Raw genomic sequence first — 21,298 nt, 5'->3', positions numbered from 1 at the left:
AGGCTGTTAGCGCTCGTTAACCTAAGAAGGACGTTAACGGTCACTAACTACTGCGGTACGGGCAAGGGGGCTCGACACGATGCAGCAGGCACCGGTGCTGGCGAGCGCGGCCGATCCCGCCTCCGAGGCCTGGAAGGCCAACGAGGCGGCGCATCACGCGCTCGCCGACGAGCTGCGCGAGCGGCTCGCCACGGCCAGGCTCGGCGGGGGTGAGAGGGCCCGCGCCCGGCATGTGGCGCGCGGCAAGCTGCTGCCCAGGGACCGGGTGGACACCCTGCTCGATCCGGGTTCCCCGTTCCTGGAGCTGGCCCCGCTGGCGGCCGAGGGGCTGTACGGGGGCGCCGCCCCGGCGGCCGGGGTGATCGCCGGGATCGGCCGGGTCAGCGGCCGGGAGTGCGTGATCGTCGCCAATGACGCGACCGTCAAGGGCGGCACGTACTACCCGATGACGGTGAAGAAGCATCTGCGCGCCCAGGAAGTGGCGCTGGAGAACCGTCTCCCCTGCCTCTATCTCGTCGACTCGGGCGGTGCGTTCCTGCCGATGCAGGACGAGGTCTTCCCGGACCGGGAGCACTTCGGGCGGATCTTCTACAACCAGGCCCGGATGTCCGGGGCCGGGATTCCGCAGATCGCGGCGGTGCTGGGCTCGTGCACGGCGGGCGGGGCGTACGTCCCCGCGATGAGCGACGAGGCCGTGATCGTCCGCAATCAGGGCACCATCTTCCTGGGCGGCCCCCCGCTGGTGAAGGCCGCGACCGGCGAGGTCGTGACGGCCGAGGAGCTGGGCGGCGGCGAGGTGCACTCCCGCACGTCGGGGGTGACCGACCATCTCGCCGAGGACGACGCGCACGCGCTGCGGATCGTGCGGAACATCGTGGCCACCCTGCCGGACCGGGGCGCGCTGCCGTGGTCCGTGCGCCCCGTCGACGAGCCGAAGGTCGACCCCGCGGGTCTGTACGGCGCCGTCCCGGTCGATTCGCGCACGCCGTACGACGTACGGGAGGTGATCGCCCGGGTCGTCGACGGCTCCCGGTTCGCCGAGTTCAAGGCCGAGTACGGCACGACGCTGATCACCGGCTTCGCGCACATCCACGGCCACCCGGTGGGCATCGTCGCCAACAACGGCATCCTGTTCTCCGAGTCCGCCCAGAAGGGCGCCCACTTCATCGAGCTGTGCGACCAGCGCGGCATCCCGCTGGTCTTCCTGCAGAACATCTCGGGCTTCATGGTGGGCCGGGACTACGAGGCGGGCGGCATCGCCAAGCACGGCGCCAAGATGGTGACGGCGGTCGCCTGCACCCGCGTGCCGAAGCTGACCGTGGTCGTCGGCGGTTCGTACGGCGCGGGCAACTACTCCATGTGCGGCCGGGCCTACTCCCCCCGCTTCCTGTGGATGTGGCCCAACGCCAAGATCTCCGTCATGGGCGGCGAGCAGGCCGCGTCCGTCCTCGCGACGGTCAAGCGCGACCAGCTGGGCGACGGCTGGAGCGCGGCGGACGAGGAGGCCTTCAAGGCCCCGATCCGCGAGCAGTACGAGACCCAGGGCAATGCCTACTACGCCACGGCCCGGCTCTGGGACGACGGTGTGATCGACCCGATGGAGACCCGGCAGGTGCTGGGGCTGGCCCTGACCGCCTGCGCCAACGCCCCGCTGGGTGAACCCGGCTTCGGCGTCTTCCGGATGTGAGGAACAGATGACGATGTTCGACACGGTCCTGGTCGCCAACCGCGGCGAGATCGCGGTACGTGTCATCCGTACGCTGCGGGAGCTGGGCGTCGGCTCGGTCGCCGTCTTCAGCGACGCGGACGCGGACGCCCGGCACGTCCGGGAGGCCGACACCGCGGTACGGATCGGGCCCGCCCCCGCCGCCCAGAGCTATCTGAGCGTGCCCGCGCTGCTGGACGCGGCCCGGCGCACCGGCGCGCAGGCCGTCCACCCGGGCTACGGATTCCTCGCCGAGAACGCGGGCTTCGCGCGGGCGTGCGCCGAGGCGGGGCTGGTCTTCATCGGCCCGCCCGCCTCCGCCATCACGCTGATGGGCGACAAGATCCGGGCCAAGGAGACGGTCGCGGCGGCCGGGGTCCCGGTGGTGCCCGGCTCGTCCGGGAGCGGGCTCACTGACGCCCAGCTGGTCGACGCGGCCCGAGGGATCGGGATGCCGGTGCTGCTGAAGCCCTCGGCGGGCGGCGGCGGCAAGGGCATGCGGCTGGTCCGCGACGAGGCCCTGCTCGGGGACGAGATCGCGGCCGCCCGGCGCGAGGCACGGGCCTCCTTCGGCGACGACACCCTGCTGGTGGAGCGGTGGATCGACCGCCCCCGGCACATCGAGATCCAGGTGCTGGCCGACGCCCACGGCAACGTGGTCCACCTCGGCGAGCGCGAGTGCTCGCTCCAGCGCCGCCACCAGAAGATCATCGAGGAGGCGCCCTCGGTCCTGCTCGACGAGGGGACCCGGGCCGCGATGGGCGAGGCGGCCGTCCAGGCGGCCCGCTCCTGCGGCTATGTCGGCGCGGGCACGGTGGAGTTCATCGTCCCGGGCAACGACCCCGCCTCGTACTTCTTCATGGAGATGAACACCCGCCTCCAGGTCGAGCACCCGGTCACCGAGCTGATCACCGGCCTGGACCTGGTGGAGTGGCAGCTGCGGGTAGCGGCGGGCGAGCGACTGCCGTACGGCCAGCAGGACATCACCCTCACCGGCCATGCCATCGAGGCCCGGATCTGCGCCGAGGACCCGGCGCGCGGCTTCCTGCCCTCGGGCGGCACGGTCCTCGCCCTGAGCGAGCCGCAGGGCAACGGGGCACGGACGGACTCAGGGCTCGCCGAGGGCGGCGAGGTCGGCAGCCTGTACGACCCGATGCTGTCCAAGGTCATCGCGTACGGCCCCGACCGCGCCACCGCCCTGCGCCGACTGCGCGCGGCGCTCGCGGACACGGTGATCCTCGGCGTCCCGACCAACGCCGGATTCCTGCGCCGCCTGCTCGCCCACCCGGCGGTGGTGGCGGGCGACCTGGACACGGGACTCGTGGAGCGCGAGGCGGCCGGCCTGGTCCCGGAGGGCGTCCCCGAGGAGGTGTACGCGGCAGCGGCACTCCTGCGGCAGTCCGCCGCCACCTCCCCCGCCGACGCCTCCACCGGCTGGGCCGACCCGTTCTCGGCGACCAGCGGCTGGCGCCTCGGCGGCACCCCGGCCCGCACGGTCCTCGACTTCCGGCTGCCGGGCCACGACCCGGTGCAGGTCTCGATGCGCTCCTGCCCGGCCGGTACGGAGCTGACCTTCGGCCACGTCGGGGAGGGCGCGCAGCCGCCGCAGCCGGTGACGGGGGCCTGCGGGCCGCTGGCCCCGCTGCCGGGCGGCAGGGAGACGGCCAGACCGGTCGAGGTCTCCGGGCCCCGCCTCACCATCGAACTCGCCGGTGTCACCCACACGTTCACCCACGCCACCACCCCGGACGGGGTGTGGCTCGGCCGGGACGGCGACAGCTGGTACGTACAGGACCACGACCCGGTGGCGGCGTCGCTGGCCGGCGCGGGCCGGTCCGGTGCGGACACCCTCGCCGCGCCCATGCCCGGGACGGTCACCGTCGTGAAGGTGGCGGTCGGGGACGAGGTCGTGGCCGGTCAGAGCCTGCTCGTCGTCGAGGCGATGAAGATGGAGCACGTCATCTCCGCCCCGCACGCCGGGACCGTGACCGAGCTGGACGTCACCGCCGGTGCCACGGTCGCCATGGACCAGATCCTGGCCGTGGTGGCCCCCGTCGAGGCTCCCGGGGAGGAAGCATGACGACGACCCGCACCCTGCCCATGATCGTGCCGGCCCAGGATCTGCCCGCCCGGGTGCGCATCCACGAGGTCGGCGCGCGTGACGGGCTGCAGAACGAGAAGGCCGTCGTCCCGACCGGGGTGAAGGCGGAGTTCATCCACCGGCTGGCCGCGGCGGGCCTGACCACCATCGAGGCGACCAGCTTCGTGCACCCCAAGTGGGTGCCCCAACTGGCCGACGCCGAGCACCTGTTCCCGCGCCTCGCCGACATCGACGGCGTCGCGCTGCCGGTCCTGGTTCCGAACGAACGCGGCCTGGACCGGGCGCTGGCGCTCGGCGCCCGCCGGATCGCGGTGTTCGGCTCGGCGACCGAGACGTTCGCCGCCCGCAACCTCAACCGCACCGTCGACGAATCGCTCGCCATGTTCGAGCCGGTCGTCGCCCGCGCCAAGGCCGACCAGGTGCATGTCCGCGGCTATCTGTCGATGTGCTTCGGCGACCCGTGGGAGGGGCCCGTCCCCGTCCACCAGGTCGTCCGGGTGGCCAAGGCGCTGATGGACCTCGGCTGCGACGAGCTCTCCCTCGGCGACACCATCGGCGTCGCCACGCCCGGCCATGTACAGAACCTGCTCTCGGAGCTGAACGAGGAAGGGGTGCCCACCGACACCATCGGCGTGCACTTCCACGACACCTACGGGCAGGCCCTCTCCAACACCCTCGCCGCGCTCCAGCACGGGGTGACCACCGTGGACGCCTCCGCGGGCGGCCTCGGCGGCTGCCCGTACGCGAAGAGCGCGACCGGGAATCTCGCCACCGAGGACCTCGTGTGGATGCTCGAAGGCCTCGGCATCGAAACCGGGGTCGATCTCGACGCGCTCACCGCCACCAGCGTGTGGCTCGCCGAACAACTGGGCCGACCCAGCCCGTCCCGTACCGTCCGCGCGCTCTCGGTCCGGTAACCGAACGTCCCCACAAGGAGTGACCCTGCCATGTCCCTGGACCACCGGCTGACCGCCGAACACGAGGAACTGCGGCGCACCGTCGAGGAGTTCGCGCACGACGTCGTCGCGCCGAAGATCGGCGACCTCTACGAACGACACGAGTTCCCGTACGAGATCGTGCGGGAGATGGGACGGATGGGCCTGTTCGGGCTGCCGTTCCCGGAGGAGTACGGCGGCATGGGCGGCGACTACCTCGCCCTCGGGATCGCCCTGGAGGAGCTGGCCCGGGTCGACTCCTCCGTGGCGATCACGCTGGAGGCAGGGGTCTCGCTCGGCGCGATGCCGGTCTACCACTTCGGCACCGAGGAGCAGAAGCGGCAGTGGCTGCCGAAGCTCTGCGCGGGCGAGGCGCTCGGCGCCTTCGGCCTGACCGAGCCGGACGGCGGCTCCGACGCGGGCGGCACCCGGACGACGGCGGTGCGCGACGAGGCCACCGGCGAGTGGGTGATCAACGGCTCCAAGTGCTTCATCACCAACTCCGGTACGGACATCACGGAGCTGGTCACGGTGACGGCGGTGACCGGCCGCAAGGAGAACGGCGCCCCGCTCATCTCCTCGATCATCGTGCCGTCCGGCACCCCCGGCTTCACGGTCGCCGCCCCGTACTCCAAGGTCGGCTGGAACGCCTCGGACACCCGCGAGCTGTCCTTCACCGACGTCCGCGTCCCCCTGGCCAACCTGCTGGGCGAGGAGGGCCGCGGCTACGCCCAGTTCCTGCGCATCCTGGACGAGGGCCGGATCGCCATCGCCGCCCTGTCCACGGGCCTGGCGCAGGGCTGCGTCGACGAGTCGGTCAAGTACGCCGCCGAGCGCCACGCCTTCGGCCGCCCGATCGGCACCAACCAGGCCATCCAGTTCAAGATCGCGGACATGGAGATGCGGGCCCATATGGCCCGGATCGGCTGGCGCGACGCGGCCTCGCGCATGGTCGCGGGCGAACCGTTCAAGAAGGAGGCGGCGATCGCGAAGCTGTACTCGTCGACGGTGGCGGTGGACAACGCCCGCGAGGCGACCCAGATCCACGGCGGTTACGGCTTCATGAACGAGTACCCGGTCGCCAGGATGTGGCGCGACTCCAAGATCCTGGAGATCGGCGAGGGCACGAGCGAGGTCCAGCGCATGCTGATCGCCCGCGAACTGGGCCTGCCGGCCTGACGCGGTGACGGCCCGGGGCCGGCCGGGCGGGGAGGCCCGCCCTCCCCGGTCCCGGGCCGGGCCACGACCTGCTGGGCCTAGGAGCCCGACCCCGCCATTCAGTAGCGGTGGTTGGGCCAGTACGGGTCCTCCCAGCGGGCCGGGCCGGTGAGGCCGAGCAGGCGTATGCGGTGGAGCAGTTCGTCGGGTGCGCCGTGTGCGATGAGGCGGGGCCGGGCGTGGTCCAGCAGCCAGGCCGTCAGCTCGGCGCGCCTCTCGCCCCCGTCGTCCTCGCTGTCCCAGGCGTCCCAGGGGAGTTCGTCGCCGAGGAGGTGGTACTCCCAGTGGGTGGCGGCCTCGGCGAGGTGCCGGGTGGCCGGGGTGCCGGTCTGCGTCTCCCAGTGGGCGAGCCACGGGGTGAGCGCGCCGGATGCCTCGACGAGCAGGGCGAGGAGTTCGTGGGCCGGGACGGCCGGGGCCGGGTCGGTGAGGGTGTGGGTCCACCAGGCGTGGAGGAACTCCCTTACCGCCGCTCCCTGTTCGGCGGGCCACTGCTGCCAGTGGCCCCGGTCGAACGAGCGGCCGATCTCCTCCGGGCCGAGGAAGGGTTCGACGCGGCCCGCGACGAGGTACCGGGCGAACTGAGGGAGGATCCGGCGCAGCACCGCCGCGTGGTCGCTCCAGTCGGAAGCCCGCCAGGTGCGTTGCAGAAGATCGTCGTCCAGCTCGATGTCCGGGACCTTGAGCAGGGCGAGGTCCTCGGCGCTGCCCCAGTGGCACTCGCAGTTGTTCTCGTCGGGGCGGGCGGTCATGCCGCGGAAGGTGACCGCGAGGTTGTCCAGCGCGGCGTCGAGGCGACGGCGGGCGGGGGGCGCGGCGGAGGGGCGCGAGGAGGTCATGGGCGTGATCGCCTTCAGGGCTCCGGGGGCTGACGCCGTCCGAAGAGCGCGACACTACCGGAACCGCCGCCGCCCGTCGCCCGCGTACGCGGAGAACGGGCGGCGGAGCAGTACGCGAGTCGCGGGTCAGACCTTGGCCGGGGCCGGTTCCGGAGTGGCGTCGGCGCCGTCCCCCGTGCGGCGCATGGCCGGGATGGCGGCGGCGATCACCGCCGCGACCAGGGCGACGCCGCAGCCGACCAGGAGTCCGGTACGGAAGCCGTTCTCGGAGGTGAAGGTGTGGCCGCCCATGGTGACGGTCATCTGCGAGAGGACCACGCCGATCACCGCGGCGCCGATCGACGTACCGAGGGAGCGCATGAGCGTGTTGAAGCCGTTGGCGGCGGCGGTCTCGGACAGCGGGACCGAGCCCATGATCAGTGCGGGCATCGCCCCGTACGCCAGGCCGACACCGCTGCTGGTCACCATGCCGACCACCATCAGGCCCCACGCGGAGCCCATGAGCACCAGCGCCAGGCCGTAGCCGACCGCGATGACCAGGATGCCGCAGACCAGGGTGAACTTCGGGCCCCGGGCGTCGATGAGCTTTCCGCCGAGCGGGGAGACGATCATCATCATGATGCCGCCGGGCGCCAGCCACAGGCCCGCCGCGAGCATCGACTGACCCAGGCCGTAGCCGGTGGCGGAGGGGAACTGGAGGAGCTGCGGGGAGATCAGCATGGTGGCGTACATGCCGAAGCCGACGAAGACGGAGGCGAGGTTGGTCATCAGCACCCGGGGACGCGCGGTGGTGCGCAGGTCGACCAACGGGTCCCGGGTACGCAGCTCCCACGCACCCCAGGCGACCAGCACCACGACGGCGGCGGCGAACAGGCCGAGCGTGGTCGCCGAGCCCCAGCCCCAGTCGGCGCCCTTGGAGACGGCGAGCAGCAGGCAGACCAGGCCCGCCCCGAGACCGAGCGCACCGAGCACGTCGAACCGCTGCCCCTTGGCCCCGGCCGGCACATCGGGGATCAGGAACCAGATCAGCGCCGCGACGACGGTGGCGAGGCCGGCCGAGCCCCAGAACAGCACCCGCCAGTCCGTGTACTGGGCGACGGCCGCGGCGATCGGCAGGCCGAGCGCGCCGCCGATGCCCATGGAGGCGCTGACCAGTGCGATGGAGGAGCTGAGCTTCTCCGCCGGGACCACGTCGCGCAGCAGGGCTATGCCGAGCGGCAGCACGCCCATGCCCATGCCCTGGAGACCACGGCCGACGATCATGGGGACGACGGACGAGGAGAGCGCGCACACCACCGAGCCGACGATCAGCGGCACGGAGCAGACGAGAAGCATCCGGCGCTTGCCGACCATGTCGCCCAGACGTCCGGAGACGGGCACGCAGACGGCGGACACCAGCAGGGTGACGGTGATCACCCACGTCGCGTTCGAGGGGGTGGTGCTCAGGATCTGCGGCAGCTCCGCGATGAGCGGGGTGACCAGGGTCTGCATGATCGCCGCCGTGACACCGGCGATGGCCAGCGTGGCGACGACGCCGCCGGGGCGGGTTGTTGGCTGGGGGGCACCCATCCGGGACTCCTCGGGTGTGTATCGGAAGAAGATTATGCATCGTACACACTTCATGCATCGAGCACGTTATATGTACGTTGCATGGGCCTGTGGGAGAATGGAGGACGACATTCGGAAACACGCCGGGACGCCCGGACGACAGCAGGAGGCGGCAGGCGCATGACCAGGCCCACCCACGAGGTCGAGTACGAGCAGATGCTCCTCAGCCGCCACGGCCTCCTGCAGAACAAGGGCGGCCGGCGCAAGGACGGGCTGATGGACCACAGCGCCTACATCCTGCTCAGCCGCGTCCGCGTCCAGGGACCGATGTCGATCGGTGAGCTCAGCGACGCCTTCGGGCTCGACGCCTCCACCCTCAACCGGCAGACCGCGGCGGCCATGCGCGCCGGACTCGTGGAGCGCATCCCGGACCCCGAGGGCGGCATGGCCCGCAAGTTCCGGATCACCGACGAGGGCGCCCGCATGCTCGACGCGGAACGCGAGGGCCTGGTCAGCTCCCTGGAGCGGGTCATGGCCAACTGGTCGGACGAGGACATCTCCGGCTTCGCCTCCTACCTGAGGCGCTTCAACACCGACATCGAGCGCCTGGGCGGCCGCCCCTGGCCGCGCCCCTGACCGTTCGCGGGCCACCCGGGGAATCCGGCGGAATCCGTTCGACAGCACGCCGCGCCGCACGGCAGAGTCCGTCCATGAAGCCGCCGCACTGGCCCCTGTACGGGCTCCGCCTCCGCACGCCCCGCCTGGAACTACGCCTGCCCGACCTGGAGTTGCTGGACGAGCTCGCCTCGGTCGCCGCCGACGGGGTGCACGCTCCGGACGAGATGCCGTTCACCGTCCCGTGGACCGCCGTACCGCCCGAGGAACGCGGCAAGGTGGTGTTCCAGCATGTGCTGTCCACCGTCGCCGGCTGGTCGGTACGGGACTGGGCGCTGAGCCTCGCCGTGCTGTGCGAGGGACGGGTGGTCGGGCGGCAGGACCTGATGGCGAGGGACTTCGCCGTGACCGGCCAGGTCAGCACCGGGTCGTGGCTGGGCCTCGCCCACCAGGGCCGGGGCATCGGCACCGAGATGCGGGCCGCCGTCCTGCATCTCGCCTTCGCCGGTCTCGGGGCCCGGACCGCGGTGTCGGCCGCGATGACCGACAACCCGCGCTCGCTGGGGGTCTCGCACCGGCTCGGCTATCTGCCGGACGGCACCACCGTCGCCGCCGTGCGGGGAGCGCCGGTCACCCTGCAACGGCTGCGGATGGACCGGGCGCGCTGGGAGGAGTGCCGGAGCACCGAGGTCACCGTCGAGGGACTCGACGGCTGCCGGGCGGAGTTCGGGGCATGACGCTGCTGGTCCACACCTTCGTCCACGACGGGCCGGGGAAGCTGCGGCTGCTCGACGACCCCGAGGACGGCGGTGACATGGCCGGGTTCGAGAGCAGCCGGACCAGGCTCTGGGGCTCGGAGCCCGCCCGTGCGCTCGGGACCCGGTTCCTTCCCCGGCCGGCCGACGACGACCTCTGTGTACAGCCGGAGGACGTCGAGGAGTTCCTCGCCGAGTGCGAACCGCCGCGCGGGCACACCGCGGAGCTCGGTACGCGCAGCGGCTACCGGGAGGACTACGCGGCGGACCGGCTCGCCGACATCACCCGGGCCGCGCTGCGGGCCCGGTCGGTGGGCGGCGGGGTCCTGGTCCGGTGACCGGCGACGACAGGCCGGGGACGAGTGGAGCGCGAGCACCGGTTCCGTCCGGCGACCGGAGGCGCGTGGTCGCCGGACGGGCCCGGTCAGCTCATTCGGCGGCCCAGGGGACCTGCGGCGCGCGGTAGTAGTGGATGCCGAGCGCCGAGAACCTCGGCCCCTGCGCGCCCAGCCGCACCTTGTACGTGTCCCAGTCGTGCGTGGCCTCGGGCGACCAGCCGAGCTCAGCGATGCCGGGCAGCCGGGGGAACGCCATCTGCTCGATCTCGTCGCTGTCGGACAGGGTCTCCGACCAGAGCGGCGCCTCGACCCCCAGCACCGAATCCGCCGGGGCGCCGGCCAGGTACGTCGCCGGGTTCCAGTCGTAGGAGCGCTGCACCGGGACATAACCGGCCCAGGCCAGACCCAGCTCGGTGTCCTTGTCGTACTTCATGTCGAGGTAGCTGCGGTCGGCCGGGGACAGCACCAGCTTCGTGCCGTTCACGGCGGCGTCCGCGACCTGCGCACGCTCGGCGGCGCCCGTCTGGTCGTACCCCCAGTACTGGGCGACCGCGCCCTTCACCGGCGTCCCCCCGGTCAGCTGGTGCCAGCCGACCACGGTCTTGCCGTACCTGCCGACGATGGCCTGCGCCTTGTCCATGAAGGCCACGTAGTCCTCATGACTGGTGGAGTGCGCCTCGTCGCCGCCGATGTGGAGGTACGTACCGGGGGTGAGCGCGGCGATCTCGCGGACCACGTCGTCCACGAAGTCGTAGGTGACGGCCTTCGGGACGCAGAGCGAGCTGAAACCGACCTCGGTGCCGGTGTACGGCGGCGGCGCGACCCCGTCGCAGTTCAGCTCCGCGTACGAGGCGAGGGCCGCGTTGGTGTGGCCGGGCAGGTCGATCTCCGGCACGACCTCCAGATAGCGGGAGGCCGCGTACCGGACGATCTCCCGGTAGTCGCTCTTCGTGTAGGAGCCGCCGGGACCGCCGCCGACCTCCGTCTGCCCGCCGTACGTGGCGAGCCGCGGCCAGGAGTCGATCGCGATCCGCCAGCCCTGGTCGTCGGAGAGGTGGAGATGGAGCTTGTTCATCTTGTAGAGGGCGAGCTGGTCGATGTAGCGCTTGACCTCGGCGACGGAGAAGAAGTGCCGGGAGACGTCGAGCATCGCGCTCCGGTACGCGTAGCGCGGCGTATCGGTGACCGTGCCGCCCGCGACCGTCCACGGCCCCTTCTGGGGACTCCTCCTCTCCACGGCGGCCGGGAGCAGCTGACGGAGCGTCTGGACGCCGTGGAAGAGCCCCGCGGGGCCGCGGGCGGTGATGGTGAGCGAGCCCTGACTCGACATCAGGCGGTAGCCCTCGGCGCCCAGTTCGCCGATGCGGGGGTCGACGCGCAGCCGGATGCCGTTGCCGCCGTCGCCGGTGACCGGCAGCGGGTATCCGGTGGACGGGCGCAGCACGCCCGCCAGGTAGTCGCCGACCTTCCGGGCCTCGCCGGAGCCGTCGACGCGGATCCTGGTGTCCGCCGTGATGGTGTACGGGGAGCCACCGGGCTCGACCTCTGCGGGGGCGGGCACGATCTGGCCGAGCGGACGGGGCGGGGCGGCGGCCGGGCCGCTGTCCGCCGCCGGTCTCTCCGCCGCCGCGCCGACACCGGAGATCCCGGCCGCGGTGACGAGCAGCAGCGAGCCGAGGAGGCGGGGCAGGGCGGTGCGCTGTGTCCTGTGCAGTCTCACGAGCCGGATCCCTTTCGACGGGTTCACACCTGTGGATCTCCTGAGCGACCGGTATGGATCTCCGAGCGACCGAGCCATCACCATGCGTATCGCGCGCCTCACGCGTGGTCAAGGTGCAGACCGCTCCCCCGTTTCACGGCTGACAGAATCTGTCGCATGGCGGAAATAATCCAGCGCGACGGGACCTGGCACTTCGACGGCGAGACGGTGCGGATCGTGCCGGGCCGGGGCAAGGGCATCCACCCGCTCCGGCAGGAGCTCGGCGAGCGTGCCGTCCCGCTGCGGGCCCTGGCGGGGATCTCCTTCGAGCCGGACCGCAAGGGCGGCCGGCTGCGACTGCGGCTGCGCGACGGCGCGTGCCCGGTGCTGCGGGCGGCCGACGGCCGGCTCAAGGACGCGGCGGACCCGTATCAGCTGACCGTGGAGAAGGACCGGAGCGGAGTGGCGGAGTACTTCGCCGACGAGGTGCGCGACGCCCTGCGGATCGAGCAGGTGCCCACCGGCGCGGTGGACGGCTTCCTGCTGCCGGGGCCCGCCGTGCCGGTCGCCGGTGGCGGCGGGGACGGCACGGCCTCGTTCGACGGGGAGACCGTGCGCCTGACCTGGAACTGGAAGGCCAAGGAGGTCAAGACCTCCGGCGGCCCGGTCGCGTTCCCGGTCTCGGAGGTCACGGGCGTGCACTGGATGCCCGCCATCGGCCTGGAGAACGGCCATCTGCGCTTCGTACGGGGCGGGGGTCCGGCGGCCTCCGCCCCGGAGGCCGAGTACGACCCGTACTCGCTGGATCTGTGGGGACTGTCCAAGAAGGAGTACACGGCGGTCCTGGTCGCGGCGGCGGTCCTGGTGCGGCTGCCCGACGCGGCGGGGAGGGCCCCGGCGGCGGTACCGGCCGCGTCGCCCGCCGCGCCCGCGGAGCTCGCGGCCCCGGCGGGCGACGACCACGACGTACTGCTGCGCCGACTGCGCGAGCTCGGCGAGCTGCACCGGTCCGGGGTCCTCACCGACGACGAGTTCGCCGCCGCCAAGCAGGCCGTACTCAAACGCCTGTAGACGCGTCGGAGCGCCGCGCGCACAGCCTGGCCGACCCATCCCCGGCCCGGCCCCAACCGGTTCCGGGGTCGTTCGAGAGCGTAATCACACCCGAGCCTGCCCGATATCGGGCAGAATTGTTGCGTAAGTGCCCCGCCCATCGCAATATCAACGAGTGCTCGAACGCCGCCCGTCGCATGACGACCTCATCGACCACCTGGTGCGCAGCACCGCGCTCCAGCGCGGTGAAGCCGCCCGGGTGATCCTCGACGTGCTGGCGTACTTCGACGAGACGACCGACGACTTCGTCCGCCGCCGCCACCGCGAACTGCAGTCCGGCGGCCTGGTCAACGCGGAGATCTTCGAGCGGATCGCGGCCGAGCTGCCGCACCGCGCGGTCGCGCCGCCGGAGCTCTCGCTCCGCCAGCTGCGCCGCATCGTCTACGGCTGAAGAACCCAGGGCCGAGCGACGGGCACCACAGGTACGTCGATGGAGGGGCAGAGACTCTATGTGCGGAATCGTCGGATATATCGGTAAGCGTGATGTGGCTCCGCTGCTGCTGGAAGGGCTGCAGCGACTGGAGTACCGGGGTTACGACTCCGCGGGCATCGTCATCACCGGCAAGGCGTCGGCGGGCAAGCCCGCCCCCCTGAGGATGGTCAAGGCGAAGGGCCGGGTCCGCGAGCTGGAGGCCCGCGTCCCCAAGCGCTTCACCGGCACCACCGGGATCGCCCACACCCGCTGGGCCACCCACGGCGCCCCGAGCGACGAGAACGCGCACCCGCACCTGGACGCCGAGAACAAGGTCGCCGTCGTCCACAACGGCATCATCGACAACGCCTCCGAGCTCCGTGCGAAGCTCGTCGCCGACGGTGTCGTCTTCCTCTCCGAGACCGACACCGAGGTGCTGGTCCACCTGATCGCCCACGCGCAGGCGGACACCCTGGAGGAGAAGGTCCGCGAGGCGCTGCGCTCGGTCGAGGGCACGTACGGCATCGCCGTCATGCACGCCGACTTCAACGACCGCATCGTGGTCGCCCGCAACGGCTCCCCGGTGGTGCTCGGCATCGGCGAGAAGGAGATGTTCGTCGCCTCGGACGTCGCCGCGCTGGTCGCCCACACCCGCCAGGTCGTCACCCTGGACGACGGCGAGATGGCCACCCTGAAGGCCGACGACTTCCGTACGTACACCACGGAGGGCTCGTCCACGACGGCCACCCCGACCACCGTGGAGTGGGAGGCCGAGTCGTACGACATGGGCGGCCACGACACGTACATGCACAAGGAGATCTCCGAGCAGGCCGACGCCGTCGACCGGGTGCTGCGCGGCCGGATCGACGACCGCTTCGCCACCGTGCACCTGGGCGGTCTCAACCTGGACGCCCGGGAGGCGCGTGGGGTCCGCCGGATCAAGATCCTCGGCTGCGGCACCTCGTACCACGCCGGCCAGATCGGCGCCCAGCTGATCGAGGAGCTCGCCCGCATCCCCGCGGACGCCGAGCCGGCCTCCGAGTTCCGCTACCGCAACCCGGTCGTCGACCCGGACACGCTGTACGTCGCGGTCTCCCAGTCCGGTGAGACGTACGACGTACTGGCCGCCGTCCAGGAGCTCAAGCGCAAGGGCGCCCGCGTGCTCGGTGTCGTCAACGTGGTGGGTTCAGCGATCGCCCGGGAGGCCGACGGCGGTACGTACGTGCACGCCGGGCCCGAGGTGTGCGTCGTCTCCACCAAGTGCTTCACCAACACGGTCGTCGCGTTCGCGCTGCTCGCCCTGCACCTGGGCCGGATCCGGGATCTCTCGGTCGCCGACGGCAAGCGGATCATCGAGGGGCTGCGCAGGCTGCCCGCCCAGATCAGCGAGATCCTGGCGAACGAGGACGAGATCAAGAAGATGGCGGCCGAGTACGCGGACGCCAAGTCGATGATGTTCATCGGCCGGGTACGCGGCTACCCCGTCGCCCGTGAGGCCTCGCTGAAGCTCAAGGAGGTCTCCTACATCCACGCGGAGGCGTACCCGGCCTCCGAGCTGAAGCACGGCCCCCTCGCGCTGATCGAACCCGCGATGCCGACGGTGGCGATCGTGCCGGACGACGATCTGCTGGAGAAGAACCGCGCCGCGATGGAGGAGATCAAGGCCCGCAGCGGCCGCATCCTCGCCGTCGCCCACCAGGTGCAGGAGAAGGCCGACCACACCATCGTCGTACCGAAGAACGAGAACGAGCTGGACCCGATCCTGATGGGCATCCCGCTCCAGCTCTTCGCGTACCACACGGCGCTGGCCATGGGCCGTGACATCGACAAGCCGCGCAACCTGGCGAAGTCCGTCACCGTCGAGTAGGCCCGCGTGGAACGGCCGAGATGTGCCGTGCGGCCCCGCATCCGCCGCCACCGCGGATGCGGGATCGCGTCGGCACCGGCCGGTGCCTGCCCCGGTGCACCGGCCCGGCCGGTAACCGTGATGTACCCCTCACAAGCACCCAATCCACCTTTCACGGACCATCAAATGCCGGTTTCTGAAGGTGATTTGACGCCACGTCGAATGGGACCGCCGCACCGGGACCACGGGAGGGACCAAAGGGGCTGCCGGGACGTCGGGCACCGGGGACTTCCACTCGGACCGGGCCGGCCCCCGCGAGCCCGGCAGGAGCCGGGCGGAAGGCCCTGGGACAGCCCTCAGGGAATGACGACGACCGGGCGCTGCGCGCGCCGCGCGAGGCGCCCCGCCACGGAGCCGAAGATCCGGCCGACGATGCCGTGCGTGGAGCCGACGACGATGGCGTCGGCCGAGTACTCCCGGCCGACCTCCTCCAACTCGTGGCAGATGTCCCCGCCCCGCTCGACGAGGACCCAGGGAACCTCGGAGAGGTAGTCCGCGCAGGCGAGCTCCAGGCCGAGCACCTCGGTGCGGTGATCGGGCACATCCACGAAGACGGGAGGTTCGCAGCCCGCCCAGACCGTGGTCGGCAGCCGGTTGGCGACATGGACGATGATCAGACCGGAGCCGGATCTTCGGGCCATCCCGATGGCATAGGCGAGGGCCCGCTCGCTGGAGGTCGAGCCGTCGAAGCCGACCACGACTCCATGGCGGAACGCCGGATCGCAGGAATGACGTGTTTCTTCGACCGTCTGCGGGTCCGACACGGGGTCGGCTACCTGCTTGCGGTCGGCGGGTTCGGGGATTTCGTGACCGGCCATCGGTGTCTCGGCGAAGAGAGTCCTCGTGAGGAGAGCGACTTGGGGAAGGTGCGTCAGCGGGCGGTGATGCGGTGTCCGGGAATCATCTTCCCAACCCCTTACCCCCAAGGGTACGGCGCCACTCCTCCACTGCCCAGACCCGCGCAAAGCGCGCGCGACGTTCCACGGAGCATGCCCGAGGCGGACCCGTATGGCAATGCCGCTTGTGCCGTACATCGACGCCGCCGGGACCGGACGGCCGCGATCCGTGACCGGACGGAGCCGGATCCGTCGCCGCTCCGCGCCGGGGCACGCCCTCCGCGCCCCGTACGGCCGCGGAATGGATCATCGCGCCGCCGTCGACGGCACCCCGCCCCGGGAGTCACACCGCACCCGCTCCGGCCCGCCCGCCCCGCTCCGGGCGATCCACCCGGACGGGTACCGACACCGGCCCGGCGGGCGGAATCCGGTCGTTGCCGTTTGCCACCACCCCGTTCCGTACGATCACCCCTCCGACCTGCCCAGGGGGCGCAAAGAAGCGGTTGATCACCCGGGTTGTGCGCCGGTTCAATGACTGAATCACGTATGCACAACCAGCTATTTTCAGCCAACTTCATACCCGTACCCATTCCTTGCCGAATTGGCCGATCAGCCCCCTTGTCACCAGGCAGGAAGAGACCGCGCGGTACGCTTCCACCCAACGGGGACGGGCCATGAATGCGAGACGCCCTTCCCTGCACGGCCGTCGGATGAAACGCTTCGTGATCGAATGCTTCCCGCCAAGTTGCCTTGTCGACATAACGCCGGTTGGTGAACTTGTCACGCCGGCACCACGGGACGCAGTAGATTCGATCTTGGGTATCGAAGTCTGGGGAACTCGTGCAGGACCGAGGGGAAAAGTGCAGGTGCGACAGGCCCGTAAGGACCAGGAAGACGCGAACACCGAGGGGGGCTTAGCGTCATGAGCCAGGACTCCGCCGCCGCAACGGAGGCTGTACGGAAGCTCAGTGGCCGTCGACGACGAGAAGTCGTCGCCGTGCTGCTGTTCAGCGGCGGCCCCATCTTCGAGAGTTCGATCCCGCTCTCCGTGTTCGGAATCGACCGCCAGGACGCGGGAGTTCCGCGCTACCGACTCCTCGTCTGCGGAGGAGAAGAAGGACCGCTGCGAACCACCGGGGGGCTCGAACTCACCGCGCCCTACGGGCTGGAGGCGATCAGCAGGGCCGGCACCGTCGTGGTGCCCGCCTGGCGTTCGATCACCTCGCCACCGCCCGCCGAGGCACTGGAGGCGCTGCGCCGTGCCCACGAGGAGGGCGCCCGCATCGTCGGACTGTGCACGGGTGCGTTCGTGCTCGCCGCCGCCGGCCTGCTGGACGGCCGCCCGGCGACCACGCACTGGATGTACGCGCCGACGCTGGCCAAGCGCTATCCGTCGGTGCACGTCGATCCGCGCGAGCTCTTCGTCGACGACGGCGATGTGCTCACCTCCGCGGGGACGGCGGCCGGGATCGATCTCTGTCTGCACATAGTCCGCACGGACCACGGCACGGAGGCCGCCGGGGCACTGGCCCGACGGCTCGTCGTGCCGCCGCGGCGCAGTGGCGGCCAGGAGCGCTATCTCGACAGGTCTTTACCTGAGGAGATCGGCTCCGACCCGCTCGCCGAGGTCGTGGCCTGGGCACTGGAGCACCTCCACGAGCAGTTCGACGTGGAGACGCTGGCCGCGCGCGCCTACATGAGCAGGCGGACCTTCGACCGCAGGTTCCGTTCGCTCACCGGCAGCGCACCGCTCCAGTGGCTGATCACCCAGCGGGTGCTGCAGGCGCAGCGGCTGCTGGAGACGTCCGAGTACTCGGTCGACGAGGTGGCGGGCCGCTGCGGCTTCCGCTCGCCGGTCGCGCTGCGCGGACACTTCCGGCGTCAGCTGGGCTCCTCCCCCGCCGCGTACCGGGCCGCCTACCGGGCCCGCCGTCCGCAGGGCGGTGGCGCGGAGCCCATGGCACCGGCGGCCGAACCGGTCGTACCCGCCCAGGGCGGTGCCGCGGTCCGGCGTGCCACGGCCATCCCGCCGGGCGCGCACGTCATCACGGCGCCGACGGCCGGCACGGTCCCGCCGGAGCAGGGGAAACCCGTCCCCGACGCGTACACGACCGGGCGCCCGACCCTGCCCGGTCAACGGAGCGCCCCGTAGGGTGGGGCCATGAACGATCGCATGGTGTGGATCGACTGCGAGATGACCGGGCTCTCGTTGACGGAAGACGCACTCATCGAGGTGGCCGCGCTGGTCACCGACTCGGAGCTGAACGTACTCGGTGAAGGGGTGGACATCGTGATCCGCCCGCCGGACGCGGCCCTGGAGACCATGCCCGAGGTGGTGCGGCAGATGCACACCGCCTCGGGCCTGCTCGACGAGCTGGCCGGGGGCACCACCCTGGCCGACGCCGAGGCCCAGGTGCTGCACTACGTCCGCGAGCATGTGAAGGAGCCCGGCAAGGCCCCGCTCTGCGGGAACTCGGTCTCCACCGACCGTGGTTTCCTGGCGCGGGACATGTCGGCTCTGGAGAGCTATCTGCACTACCGGATCGTCGATGTCTCCTCGGTCAAGGAGCTGGCGCGCCGCTGGTACCCGAGGGCGTACTTCAACAGCCCGGACAAGAACGGCAACCACCGGGCACTCGCGGACATCCGTGACTCCATCACGGAGCTGCGCTACTACCGCGAGGCGGTCTTCGTGCCGCAGCCCGGCCCGGACTCGGAGCGGGCGAAGGCCATCGCGGCCCGCGTCGCGCCGCCCGCGCCGTAGGACCTTGTGAAGCCGCTGGTCATAGCCCTTTCGGGGGTCAGGATCAGCGGCTGAACAACGGGGGCGCGAGCACCCTCTCGGACCCTGTACACTTTTTCTCGGCCGGTCAGAAAAAGACCGGACATGGTGGGTATAGCTCAGATGGTAGAGCACCTGGTTGTGGTCCAGGATGTCGCGGGTTCGAGTCCCGTTACTCACCCTGAAGGGAAGGGCCCCGGTCTTCGGACCGGGGCCCTTCCCTTTGTCTCACGCCCCATGACGAGCGAGCCTCACCGGGCACTGCGTGCCGTACGTCACATGGAGTACGGGGCGACAGAACCCGCTGGGACGTCCCGGCCGCGAGCCAGTCCGCGAAACCGCCCGTCGTGCCGTCCCGCATTCGGCCCGGCACGACGGGAGTTCGCCCGCTGCTGCAAGCGAACTCCCGTCGGTGCCGCGCCCGCTCCGGGCCTCAGCACACGTCCGTCTGCGCGTCGGTCCGGGAGCGGTGGGTCGGCTGAGTCTCCAGCAGGACGACGACGCCGGCGTAGAAGCGGTCCACCGCCGCGTCGACGCTCCGGATGAAGCCCGACTCCGCGTTGCCCCGGCCGCTGCCCATGCCCTTGAAGAGCGAGAGCCGGAAACCGGTGACCTGCGCACCGTCCTTGGGCAGGATGTCGGCGGGCTCGGGCCGCAGCCGTTCCAGAGTGCCGCGCGGCCCCGGCCCGTCGCCCTCGACAAGGGTCTCGATGTGCAGATCGGCCGGTGCGGCCGCCAGCCGGCGGATCAGTCGCTTGGCCTTGCTCAGCGGATATCCCGATTCGGGCGCGGGCACCTCGATCGATGTGCGCAGCTTTCCCGTCCGGAGATCGGCGGTGATGGCGAGGAGGCCCGGCGTGCCCTCGATCCGGATGACCGCGTGGAGACGCCCCTCCGCGCAGAGCTGGTCGGCCAGCTCCACACGACGGACGCGCGGGTCGGCTCCACGCTTGGCACGTTGGACGGGAAGTACCTTCTGGCCGAGCTCACCACCCAGCCTCAGGCAGACCTGACGGACCAGCCTTTCCCAGTTCTCGATCACTTCCAGGGCACGGGGGTCGCCCTGGCACAGCGTCTCGTCGTCGATGCCCCTGCGCACCGGAACCCAGGCAGCGCCCATGTTCTGGAATCCGTGACAGCCCGAGTTCTCGTGCTGGAGATAGTGGAGAAGCTCCTGGAGCAACCAGGCGTGTGCGGCGTTCCCCACGCCTTCGTGACGGATCAGCATCTGCGCCTGGTGCGCCACCTCGGCCCAGGACAGATGCCGGAGTGCGACTTTGTGCTTGCGCCGGCCGTCGATCCTCACATCGACGAGTGAGCTGCCCTCCAGGGCCACATCGTTGGAGAGGGTGATCACGGCCTCGTATCCGCGCCGGGCCGCGATGTCCATGTACGCCTGCACCTGGTCGGTCCTGAGAGCGCTGCCGTTCGTCTTCGTCTCGACCAGCGCGGTCCACAGCTTGCCCGCTCGCTCGACCCGGATGACACCGTCGGGACGCCTGGGAGCTTCGCCGTGCGGGAACGACACCTCCGTGAACGTCTCCATGCGTCCGGCGGGTGCCCCGAAGGCCGCCGTCAGACGGCGGCCGAACTCCGGGACCTGGGCCATGACGGACAGCACGACCGACGTCGCGCGCGTCTCGCGTTCCCGGTCGCTCTTGAGCGCCGACGCGGGAAAGAGCCGGGCCTCACTCCACGCATCGCTTTCGGCGAGGGATTTCTTGGCGGCTCTGGGAAGCGTCACCTTCTTCTTCGCCGTACGCGGGCGGGCCGGGCGCTTCTCCCGCGCCGGAGGCTCCTGAGCAGCGGCACCGGCCGACGACGATGCCGGAGGCGACGCCTGTGCGGGGATGACCGGCTGCACCCCGGGCGCGACTGCCGGTGGGGGCGCCGCGGAGGGCCCATGCTCCTCTCTCGCCTCCTCCTGTCCGGCGGCCTCGTCCGCGTCCGCGTCGTCGTCGATATCTACGCCGAAGTCCGTGGCCAGGCCCGCCAGCCCGGACGCGTATCCGTCACCGATCGCCCGGAACTTCCATGCGCCGGACCGCCGGTAGATCTCGCCGAAGATCAGCGCGCTGACCGCTCCGGAGTCCTCGATGGCGAACCGGAGCAGTCCTTCGCCGGCGCCGTCCGCGAGCGTGAGGCGCAGATCGTGGAGGTCGCCGAACCGGGAGCCGTCGTAACGGCTCGCCGCGAGGACGATCCGCTCGACCTCCGGCGGCACCGCGTCGAGGTCGAAGCCGATCCGGTCCTCGCTGCCCTCGGCCGTGGGCGTCTTCCCCAGAAGCTGCACGCTCCCCCTGCCGGCCACAGGGTTGTTGTAGAAGCAGAAGTCGGCGTCGTTCCCGACCTTGCCGTTCCCGTCGAGCAGAAGCACGGAGACATCGGCGTCGCCCTCGCCCGTGTCACTGCTCCAGGCCAGGCTCACCATCACTGAGCCGGTGTCCTCGCTCAGCTCCGCCAGGCCGACGTTGGAACCCTTGACCATCTCGTGCATGA

17 protein-coding genes and 1 tRNA gene are annotated in these 21,298 nt (G+C 71.2%); 13 read left to right on the top strand and 5 right to left on the bottom strand.

Features of this window, described 5'->3' with window-relative positions; all coding sequences use genetic code 11:
• The first annotated feature begins 79 nt into the window (after nt 1–79).
• Genes GA0115234_RS31500 through GA0115234_RS31485 form a run of 4 tightly spaced genes read left to right on the top strand, consistent with a single transcriptional unit; the run spans nt 80 to nt 5,920 of the window.
• Nucleotides 80–1,687, top strand: coding sequence for a carboxyl transferase domain-containing protein (locus GA0115234_RS31500; protein WP_093548526.1), 1,608 nt, complete (start codon nt 80–82; stop codon nt 1,685–1,687).
• Nucleotides 1,688–1,694: 7 nt separating this feature from the next.
• Nucleotides 1,695–3,785: an ATP-binding protein gene (locus GA0115234_RS31495; RefSeq protein WP_176729329.1), complete on the top strand. Its 2,091-nt coding sequence runs from the start codon at nt 1,695–1,697 to the stop codon at nt 3,783–3,785.
• Nucleotides 3,782–4,723: a hydroxymethylglutaryl-CoA lyase gene (locus tag GA0115234_RS31490; RefSeq protein WP_093548524.1), complete on the top strand. Its 942-nt coding sequence runs from the start codon at nt 3,782–3,784 to the stop codon at nt 4,721–4,723. The genes GA0115234_RS31495 and GA0115234_RS31490 overlap by 4 nt, the downstream gene beginning before the upstream one ends.
• A 30-nt stretch (nt 4,724–4,753) precedes the next feature.
• A complete protein-coding gene (locus GA0115234_RS31485) occupies nt 4,754–5,920 on the top strand; it encodes an acyl-CoA dehydrogenase family protein (RefSeq protein WP_093548522.1) in 1,167 nt (388 codons plus the stop codon).
• Between the two features lie 98 nt (nt 5,921–6,018).
• Here GA0115234_RS31485 and GA0115234_RS31480 read toward each other — a convergent pair whose 3' ends face one another.
• Both GA0115234_RS31480 and GA0115234_RS31475 read right to left on the bottom strand, forming a co-directional pair.
• Nucleotides 6,019–6,798: a hypothetical protein gene (locus tag GA0115234_RS31480; RefSeq protein ID WP_093548520.1), complete on the bottom strand. Its 780-nt coding sequence runs from the start codon at nt 6,796–6,798 to the stop codon at nt 6,019–6,021.
• Nucleotides 6,799–6,924: 126 nt separating this feature from the next.
• On the bottom strand, nt 6,925–8,367 hold the full coding sequence (locus tag GA0115234_RS31475; RefSeq protein ID WP_093548518.1) for an MFS transporter: 1,443 nt from the start codon (nt 8,365–8,367) through the stop codon (nt 6,925–6,927).
• Between the two features lie 159 nt (nt 8,368–8,526).
• Between GA0115234_RS31475 and GA0115234_RS31470 the strand changes: the two genes are divergently transcribed.
• From GA0115234_RS31470 to GA0115234_RS31460, 3 genes are all read left to right on the top strand, one after another.
• Nucleotides 8,527–8,982: a MarR family winged helix-turn-helix transcriptional regulator gene (locus GA0115234_RS31470; protein ID WP_093548516.1), complete on the top strand. Its 456-nt coding sequence runs from the start codon at nt 8,527–8,529 to the stop codon at nt 8,980–8,982.
• Between the two features lie 74 nt (nt 8,983–9,056).
• Complete coding sequence (locus GA0115234_RS31465) at nt 9,057–9,698, top strand: GNAT family N-acetyltransferase (RefSeq protein ID WP_176729328.1); 642 nt, start codon at nt 9,057–9,059, stop codon at nt 9,696–9,698.
• The gene (locus GA0115234_RS31460; protein WP_093548514.1) at nt 9,695–10,054 is read left to right on the top strand and encodes a hypothetical protein; all 360 of its coding nucleotides are present in this window, start codon (nt 9,695–9,697) and stop codon (nt 10,052–10,054) included. Before GA0115234_RS31465 ends, GA0115234_RS31460 begins: the two co-directional genes overlap by 4 nt.
• Nucleotides 10,055–10,145: 91 nt before the next feature.
• On the opposite strand, the gene GA0115234_RS31455 is transcribed toward GA0115234_RS31460, so the two are convergent.
• Nucleotides 10,146–11,774 (bottom strand): beta-N-acetylhexosaminidase, encoded by a 1,629-nt coding sequence (locus GA0115234_RS31455; protein WP_256088872.1) that lies wholly within the window; start codon nt 11,772–11,774, stop codon nt 10,146–10,148.
• Between the two features lie 156 nt (nt 11,775–11,930).
• Here GA0115234_RS31455 and GA0115234_RS31450 point away from each other — a divergent pair, with 156 nt between their 5' ends.
• The 3 genes from GA0115234_RS31450 to glmS all read left to right on the top strand — a co-directional run bounded on the left by GA0115234_RS31450 (nt 11,931) and on the right by glmS (nt 15,142).
• Nucleotides 11,931–12,824 (top strand): DUF4429 domain-containing protein, encoded by an 894-nt coding sequence (locus GA0115234_RS31450; protein ID WP_093548512.1) that lies wholly within the window; start codon nt 11,931–11,933, stop codon nt 12,822–12,824.
• A 154-nt stretch (nt 12,825–12,978) separates the two neighbouring features.
• A complete protein-coding gene (locus GA0115234_RS31445) occupies nt 12,979–13,254 on the top strand; it encodes a hypothetical protein (protein WP_072489218.1) in 276 nt (91 codons plus the stop codon).
• 58 nt (nt 13,255–13,312) lie between these two features.
• Nucleotides 13,313–15,142 carry a glutamine--fructose-6-phosphate transaminase (isomerizing) gene (gene glmS / locus GA0115234_RS31440; protein WP_093548510.1) on the top strand — a complete coding sequence of 610 codons (1,830 nt, stop codon included), beginning with the start codon at nt 13,313–13,315 and terminating at the stop codon, nt 15,140–15,142.
• Between the two features lie 335 nt (nt 15,143–15,477).
• On the opposite strand, the gene GA0115234_RS31435 is transcribed toward glmS, so the two are convergent.
• Nucleotides 15,478–15,999 carry a universal stress protein gene (locus GA0115234_RS31435; protein WP_093548508.1) on the bottom strand — a complete coding sequence of 174 codons (522 nt, stop codon included), beginning with the start codon at nt 15,997–15,999 and terminating at the stop codon, nt 15,478–15,480.
• A gap of 940 nt (nt 16,000–16,939) precedes the next feature.
• Between GA0115234_RS31435 and GA0115234_RS31430 the strand changes: the two genes are divergently transcribed.
• The 3 genes from GA0115234_RS31430 (at nt 16,940) to GA0115234_RS31420 (ending at nt 18,980) form a co-directional block, all read left to right on the top strand.
• On the top strand, nt 16,940–18,169 hold the full coding sequence (locus GA0115234_RS31430; RefSeq protein ID WP_093548506.1) for a helix-turn-helix domain-containing protein: 1,230 nt from the start codon (nt 16,940–16,942) through the stop codon (nt 18,167–18,169).
• 9 nt (nt 18,170–18,178) lie between these two features.
• Nucleotides 18,179–18,781 (top strand): oligoribonuclease, encoded by a 603-nt coding sequence (gene orn, locus GA0115234_RS31425; RefSeq protein WP_093548504.1) that lies wholly within the window; start codon nt 18,179–18,181, stop codon nt 18,779–18,781.
• Between the two features lie 126 nt (nt 18,782–18,907).
• Nucleotides 18,908–18,980 (top strand) — tRNA-His (locus GA0115234_RS31420).
• 252 nt (nt 18,981–19,232) lie between these two features.
• On the opposite strand, the gene GA0115234_RS31415 is transcribed toward GA0115234_RS31420, so the two are convergent.
• Nucleotides 19,233–21,296, bottom strand: a complete 2,064-nt coding sequence (locus tag GA0115234_RS31415) for a TerD family protein (RefSeq protein ID WP_093548763.1) — start codon at nt 21,294–21,296, stop codon at nt 19,233–19,235.
• Between the last annotated feature and the right edge of the window lie 2 nt (nt 21,297–21,298).

The sequence above is a fragment of the Streptomyces sp. DvalAA-43 genome, assembly GCF_900091725.1.
Lineage (GTDB): Bacteria > Actinomycetota > Actinomycetes > Streptomycetales > Streptomycetaceae > Streptomyces > Streptomyces pulveraceus.
This window is presented reverse-complemented; position numbering and strand designations above follow the sequence as displayed.